9 protein-coding genes are annotated in these 6713 nt (G+C 36.5%); 4 read left to right on the top strand and 5 right to left on the bottom strand.

Going from position 1 to position 6713, the window contains the following annotated elements:
• Positions 1-82: 82 nt before the first annotated feature.
• A complete protein-coding gene (locus tag ACVBDU_RS11655; RefSeq protein ID WP_447179930.1) occupies positions 83-991 on the bottom strand; it encodes an NmrA family NAD(P)-binding protein in 909 nt (302 codons plus the stop codon).
• A 151-nt stretch (positions 992-1142) separates the two neighbouring features.
• Positions 1143-1754, bottom strand: a complete 612-nt coding sequence (locus ACVBDU_RS11650; protein ID WP_447179929.1) for an FMN-dependent NADH-azoreductase — start codon at positions 1752-1754, stop codon at positions 1143-1145.
• A gap of 114 nt (positions 1755-1868) precedes the next feature.
• Between ACVBDU_RS11650 and ACVBDU_RS11645 the strand changes: the two genes are divergently transcribed.
• Positions 1869-2237 (top strand): winged helix-turn-helix transcriptional regulator, encoded by a 369-nt coding sequence (locus tag ACVBDU_RS11645; protein ID WP_447179928.1) that lies wholly within the window; start codon positions 1869-1871, stop codon positions 2235-2237.
• A gap of 32 nt (positions 2238-2269) precedes the next feature.
• Here the strand turns inward: ACVBDU_RS11645 and ACVBDU_RS11640 are convergent, their stop codons facing one another.
• On the bottom strand, positions 2270-2611 hold the full coding sequence (locus ACVBDU_RS11640) for a winged helix-turn-helix transcriptional regulator (protein WP_447179927.1): 342 nt from the start codon (positions 2609-2611) through the stop codon (positions 2270-2272).
• 131 nt (positions 2612-2742) lie between these two features.
• On the opposite strand from ACVBDU_RS11640, the gene ACVBDU_RS11635 reads away from it, so the two are divergent.
• The gene (locus ACVBDU_RS11635; RefSeq protein ID WP_447179926.1) at positions 2743-3531 is read left to right on the top strand and encodes an SDR family NAD(P)-dependent oxidoreductase; all 789 of its coding nucleotides are present in this window, start codon (positions 2743-2745) and stop codon (positions 3529-3531) included.
• Positions 3532-3731: 200 nt separating this feature from the next.
• Here ACVBDU_RS11635 and ACVBDU_RS11630 read toward each other — a convergent pair whose 3' ends face one another.
• Positions 3732-4076 (bottom strand): winged helix-turn-helix transcriptional regulator, encoded by a 345-nt coding sequence (locus tag ACVBDU_RS11630; protein ID WP_447179925.1) that lies wholly within the window; start codon positions 4074-4076, stop codon positions 3732-3734.
• Positions 4077-4245: 169 nt separating this feature from the next.
• Between ACVBDU_RS11630 and ACVBDU_RS11625 the strand changes: the two genes are divergently transcribed.
• Positions 4246-5298: an NADP-dependent oxidoreductase gene (locus ACVBDU_RS11625; RefSeq protein WP_447179924.1), complete on the top strand. Its 1053-nt coding sequence runs from the start codon at positions 4246-4248 to the stop codon at positions 5296-5298.
• Positions 5299-5368: 70 nt separating this feature from the next.
• Positions 5369-5806, top strand: coding sequence for a nuclear transport factor 2 family protein (locus ACVBDU_RS11620; RefSeq protein WP_447179923.1), 438 nt, complete (start codon positions 5369-5371; stop codon positions 5804-5806).
• Positions 5807-5891: 85 nt separating this feature from the next.
• On the opposite strand, the gene ACVBDU_RS11615 is transcribed toward ACVBDU_RS11620, so the two are convergent.
• Positions 5892-6683: an SDR family NAD(P)-dependent oxidoreductase gene (locus ACVBDU_RS11615; protein WP_447179922.1), complete on the bottom strand. Its 792-nt coding sequence runs from the start codon at positions 6681-6683 to the stop codon at positions 5892-5894.
• Positions 6684-6713 lie beyond the last annotated feature (30 nt).

Here is a 6713-nt window from a genome sequence, read left to right as displayed (position 1 = left end):
AGAGTACATAAAGGGTTGGTTTTGATAACTGTATGTTTCGCAACACAAATATCTTCAACCCTTTTTTATTTTTAAAAAAAGTTTAAATCACTTCATTATAAACCGAGGCAAAATCTTTGGCGAAATCGACAAATTTTACTTTGCCTAATTCTGGTTTGTTGCGATAAAAATCTTCGAACAATAAACCGGTACGTTGACTTGCCTGCATTTCTACCATCCCTTTCGCAATTTTAGGATTTACGCCCATTGACAACATGCCCTCTAGCATTTGTTCATCTGATATTTCAATCCATTTTAAATTAGGGTTTCCGATGGCTTTTCCCAATATTCCGACTATCTCATTGGGAGATACTTCATCGCTTGCTATATAACGAACTTTTCTTCCGTCAAAAGGCAGTTCCATTTCTTCAGCAATTACGTCAGCGATATCTATTGGTGAAACCCAAGGTTCTTTTTTGTCGCCACCATAATTTGAAATAATTGCCCCTTTTTCTTTAATAGACTGTAATGACCTAAATAAATTGGTGTAGAAACCGGTTGGTCGCATAAACTTGATAGAAACATCATCGGGAAGTTGTTTCAAAATATTTTCGACATCATAGTGGGCCGAAAGTGAACCATAACCTGTAGGACTGTGAGCACCGACACTACTGAGATGAACAATCTTTTTAACTCCAGAAGCCAATACAGCTTGTTTGTAATTGTTTCCAATGAGATGAAAGCCGGCCAAAAAATCAACATCTTTATCAAAAATACTGCCGATGCCTTCCCATGCTTCCATGAGATAGACGATATCGGCCCCTTTGAAAGTTTTGGCCAAAAAATCGCCATCTTTCATAGAGCCAATGGCTGCTTTTGCTCCTAATGCTTCTATGTCCTGCTGTCTTTCTAATTTGCTTGAGATTACTGTGACCTTATGCCCTTTTTTCACCAAAGTGGGGGTAAGGGATTTGCCGATGTTCCCCAGGGAACCTGTAATTACTATATTCATACTTCTATTTTATTTTTATGTTGCAAATATCATTAAGCGGATACAAGAGGATATAACCTAAAAGAGGGATTTTATAACAGGAACGGGGATAATGAAAAAAGCCATGAAATACTCATGGCTTTTTTCCAGCTATTGATAAGAGTGGAATATTTTAATCAATGACAATACTATTAACTCCTTTCTCCAATGCCGTATCCTGTATAACGGGGATGTGGAGTCCTTCAGCTCTAACTACGGTAAGGTCGGTCATGCCCAAAAAGCCTAAGAATGATTTTAGGTAAGGTGCTACAAAATCATTCGATTTGCCTTGTTCATCTGTATAAATTCCTCCTGAACTCATGGCAACATATACTTTTTTGCCGGATACAAAACCAATAGGAATACCCTCTGAATTATAGCCAAAGGTAATTCCAGAACGTGTTATATGGTCTATCCATGCTTTAAGGGAAGAATGGATGGTATGGTTGATAAGTGGAGCACCTATCACCAGTATATCACTTTCAAACAATTGTTTCACCAATGTATCCGACAATTCAAGGGCTTGCCTTACTTCATCGGTTTGATGTTCTTCTGGCGTAAAAATTGCATTTAAAGTTTCTGGTGTTAGGTGCGGGATATTGCTTTCCACCAAATCCAATTGTTTTAGCGTGCTATTAGGATATTTTGCCTTTATTTTTTCAACGATAGCATTTCCTAATTTCCTGCTAAACGATTTTTCTCCCATGATACTGGAGTTGATTTGTAATATGCGTTTTGAATTCATTTTGTATTTTTTTAAAAGTTTAAAAACACAAAACTAACCGTAATAACTATACAAAAGATAGTAGTTACCCAAAGGAAAGCGCTTACCTTTAGGAAAGTTTTTATCTTTGCCGGTATGAAAATTCATGAAGAAAAAACACTTCCTACTAAAGAAGAATGTTCAGGGTCACTTAAAAATGTTTTCGATGCAATGTTTGTTTTGAATGGCAAATGGAAATTGCCATTGGTGCTTTGTTTAATGCATTCCCCAAAGCGATTTAATGAACTTCAAAAGGAAGTCAAAGGTATATCTCCCAAGGTATTGGCCAACGAATTGAAGGATTTGGAATTAAATTTTCTTATTAAACGGAATGTATATCCAACCACCCCGGTAAGTATTATTTATGAAGCTACCGAGTATAGTCATTCACTTAAAAATGTTTTGGATGAATTAAGTTCTTGGGGCGAAAATCACAGGAATAAAGTAAAAGGGAAAACTATTTAGATTTTTAAAATTTAAAGGCTTTTCTATAAAATTTATATTTTTGAGTTTACTTTTTGTTTAAACTCACTTGCCCATTCTCTCATATGATCCAAAACTGGTTTTAAAGTAAGTCCGTCATCTGTTAAACTATACTCAACGGTAATAGGAACCGTATTGAAGGTCTGACGTCTTACTATGCCAATAGCTTCGAGGTCCTTTAATTCCTTGATCAGCATCTTCGGTGAAATACCAACCACATCGCGTTCCAGCTCTTTAAATCTTTTCTTGCCAATGTATAAGCTTGTCAGGATATGAAGTTTCCATTTACCACCTAAAACTTTTAGAATAAAATGTAAATCGGATAAGTCAAACTCACAATTTTCGTCATTTTTCATTTATTATATTCTATTAAAGTATTGATTTATAGTTAAAGTAACTTTTAGTATATTAATATACAAAATGGTAACTACTTGCAAAAGTATAGTGTTAAGATTAATTTTGCAACTGCATCATAAAATAATAAGGGATGAAACGAAATGGAAATACGGTACTTATAACAGGTGGTGGTACCGGAATTGGTCTGGCCATGGCCGAAATTTTTTTAAATAAAGGAAACGAAGTAATCATCTGTGGAAGAACCGGGGCCACCCTTGATAAAGCCCAAGAAAAATTTGCCCTACTACATACGATTGTCGCGGATGTTTCATCCCAAGAAGGAAGGAAAGTTTTGAAGACAGAAATTGAGAGTCATTTTCCTAAACTAAATGTTCTGGTCAATAATGCGGGTATTTATAGTATTACAGATATTATGGACCCCAAATATATTCCTACTTTGGAATCTGAGCTAGCCATAAATTTAGTAGCACCCATGGCCTTAATCCAGGAATTAATGCCTGTTTTAGAGAAAAATGTTAACGCTACCATTGTAAATGTTACCACGGGCTATGTCTTTATACCATCGGCACAATCATCTGCCTATAGTGCAAGTAAAACTGCTCTAAGAGCTATAACACAAGGCTTGAGATTTAATCTTCAGAAAAAATCGATCCGCGTAATAGAGGTAATACCTCCCGCAGTTGATACCCAAATGAACAAAGGAAAAAAGATATCCTTAATGACTTCCGAACGTTTTGCTCAAAAGGCTTTTAAAGGTTTGATTGGTAGACAAGATGAAATAGTAATAGGAATGTCAAAGTTGGGTAAACTATTATCCCGAATAGCTCCTAAGTTTGGTTTTAAAAAGATGAATATCGATGAAGAAAAACAGCGGCTGGAAATGCGCTTAGCTGAAGTGCATTTACAATCAAAGGTATAACTAAGCTATTTTTTCAATATATCGCTTTACAAAGTTTTACAACATCCATTAAGAAATCGTAAAAGTGAAATTGAGTATAGCCACATCATCGATCCGAATAAGAATTATAGAAGATTCGTATTCTAACGGTTCAGTTCTATTGTAAAGCCCTTATTTTTTAAACCTTGTAGTACCGTTCCCGTAACTATGATTAGGATATTTTAAGGGTTGGTTTTTTCAATTTGTTTATCTCCCCATTCTTTAAGGTAACTGATGAATGGAATCAATTCCCTACCAACTTCAGTTAATGAATATTCCACTTTGGGTGGTACTTCGTGATATACTTTTCGGTCAACTAAATTGTCCTTTTCCAATTCCCGAAGTGTTTGGGTTAGCATTTTGGTCGTAATGTCCGGCACTTTCCTGCCTAATTCTCCGTATCGTAAGATCTTATGTTCGTGCAAATACCATAAGATCCTACCCTTATACTTTCCACCGATACGTTTAAATGCATAATCAACAGAGCAAGTAGGAACATCCGGACATTCTTTTTGTCTTTTTTTCACTTTTATTGGATTTTAATTATCTGAAAATCAGCATTGCATACTTTTTAGAATGTAGCATACAAATAAGTATATACTTGCTAAAAGTAAACAATACATTTAACTTGGCCGAATAAGAATAAATAATTTTAGATATCAATAGCGTTCATTAAAAACTTAAAACCCTATTAAAATGGAAATAATTGAAAACGAAATAGAAAAAAGTAAAAAAACAAGTGTAATGAAAGCGATTCGCCAGCATGAGTTCGGTGGCCCTTCAGTGCTGCAATATGAAGATGCGCCAGTACCCGAAATAAAGCCGGGTGAGGTACTGGTACAAGTCCACGCCATAGGAATGAATCCCCCGGACTGGTATCTTCGTGACGGATATAAGTCCCTTCCTCCTGAATGGCAACCAGAGGGATCTTTCCCCATTATTTTGGGAACAGATATTTCAGGTGTAGTAGAGCGGGTCGCTGATGATGTTAAGGATTTTTCCATTGGAGACGAAGTCTATGGAATGGTTCGCTTTCCCGAGGGGGTTTTTGGGGAAAGTCAGGCATATGCGGAGTACGTAAGCATTCCCGTAACGCAAATTGCTCTTAAGCCCAGAGGAATTGATCATATACATGCAGCTGCTGCTCCGATGTCATTACTTACCGCTTGGCAGTTTATGATCGATTTAGGGCACAATGTACAGAATCCGCTCCAACCACATAAGCATGAACCTGTTCAACTTGAAGGTAAAACCATCCTGGTGAACGGAGCTGGTGGTGGCGTGGGACACTTTGCAGTGCAAATAGCAAAATGGAGGGGAGCAAAAGTAATTGCCGTGGCATCCGGAAAGCAGGAAGCATTTTTACGTGATCTTGGTGCCGACGAATTTATTGATTATACAAAAACCAATGCGCATGAGGTAATTAATGGTATTGACCTCGTTATTGATTCGGTTGGTGGCCCTGCAACAGGTCGTTTCCTGCGTACTCTTAAACCAGGAGGTGCGTTGTTCCCGATTTTTCCCTTGGGCTTTGACGGCACAGCTGAGGCCAAGAAGCTAGGTGTTATAGTTTCGGCAACTCAAGTACGCTCCAATGGAGCTCAACTTGCAGAGGTCGCTCGTTTACTCAATGATGGAACACTACGAATAGCCATTGACAGCGTATTTTCGCTTGCTGAGGCAGGCAAGGCACACGAAAGAGCTGCCCTTGGTCATATTCAGGGCAAGATCGTACTCAAAGTTGTCTAATTCAATTAAGGCTAGCACAAAAGTTGCGCTAGCCTTAATTGAATATGTTTAACTAAAAGCAAAATAGTATATGAACCATAATGAATTAGAAGATAGAATAGCCCTAAGAGAGCTTATCGATAAAGTTTCTATCTTGGCAGATAAAAAGGATTTTCATAAGCAAGTGCAGTTATTTACCAAAGATGGGGTGTCAGAAACTTTTGCTGGAGCTACCGTGATATTGAAGCTGAATGGTAGAAATGAAATGTCAAAAGCGTTTAGTGAATTCCTTAAAAATGTTGATACCGTCTACCATTTTAATGGTCAGCACATAGTCACTATCAACGGTGACGGCGCTACCGGAACTTCATATTGTATGATTACTTTAATCGGTACGGAGAACGGCAAAAAAATGAAGACTAAGATAGGAGCTGTTTACCGAGATACATACGTACGGGAGAATAACCGCTGGCTAATCTCAAAAAGAACAGGAAATTTTGATTGGCAAGAAAAAGAGCCAGTGGGGTAGAGAATACTTTATTAGTTCTTCGTCTGAATATTTTGATAGTCTTTATTATTTCTATGTTTTCCCTTACAATGGTTTGCGGTAGTGTTTATATAGTTTTTAGCACTCCTGAATCTGCTCTTAAAGAAGCTCCGTTTGTAGCTATTGATAAAGGGCTGGATAAATAAGTGGCTAGATTAGCTATTTCAGTTGGGTCAATAAATCGTTGTAATAAAATATGTGAATTAGATTGTTGTAAAATTGCATTTTTCATTTGTTCAAGTTCAAGATTTTGAGCTTCTGCAATTTGTTCAACGACTTCTGCAACACCATCGGAATAAGTTGGTCCTCCTAAAATCGTGTTAACTGTAATTTCTGTTCCTTTTGTCAATTTAGAAAGTCCATTTGCAATCGCCGACATAGCTGCTTTTGTCATTCCGTAATGAATCATATTTTCAGGTACATTTACACCTGATTCGCTACTTATAAAAATAATTCTTCCCCATTTTTTATTTTCCATAAGTGGAAATAGCTTTCTAGATAATCGAACACAACTCATTACGTTTATCTCAAAATATTTGTACCAATCTTCATCTGTTATATTTCTAAATTCTTCAACTTGATAAACTCCTACATTATTTACCAAAATATCTATATCCGTTAATTCCTGAAGTAAGCTTTCAATTTCATCTTTCTTTGAAAAATCTGCCGTTATTGCTGTAATATTAGCATTAGGAAATTGTTGTTGTAATTTTTCTTTTGCTTGTCCTGTCTTTAACTTTTGTCGTCCATTAATTGTTACAGAAACTCCTTCTTCTAATAATTGTTGTGCAATGGCAAAACCAATGCCTTGTGTTGAGCCGCTAATAAATGCTCTTTTTCCATTCAATTGTAAATCCATTTTCTGTTTTTGTAATGATTGTTAAATAAA

The organism is Sinomicrobium endophyticum (assembly GCF_052983315.1).
Note: the sequence above shows the minus strand (reverse complement) of the source record. Positions and strands in the feature narration are given on the sequence as shown.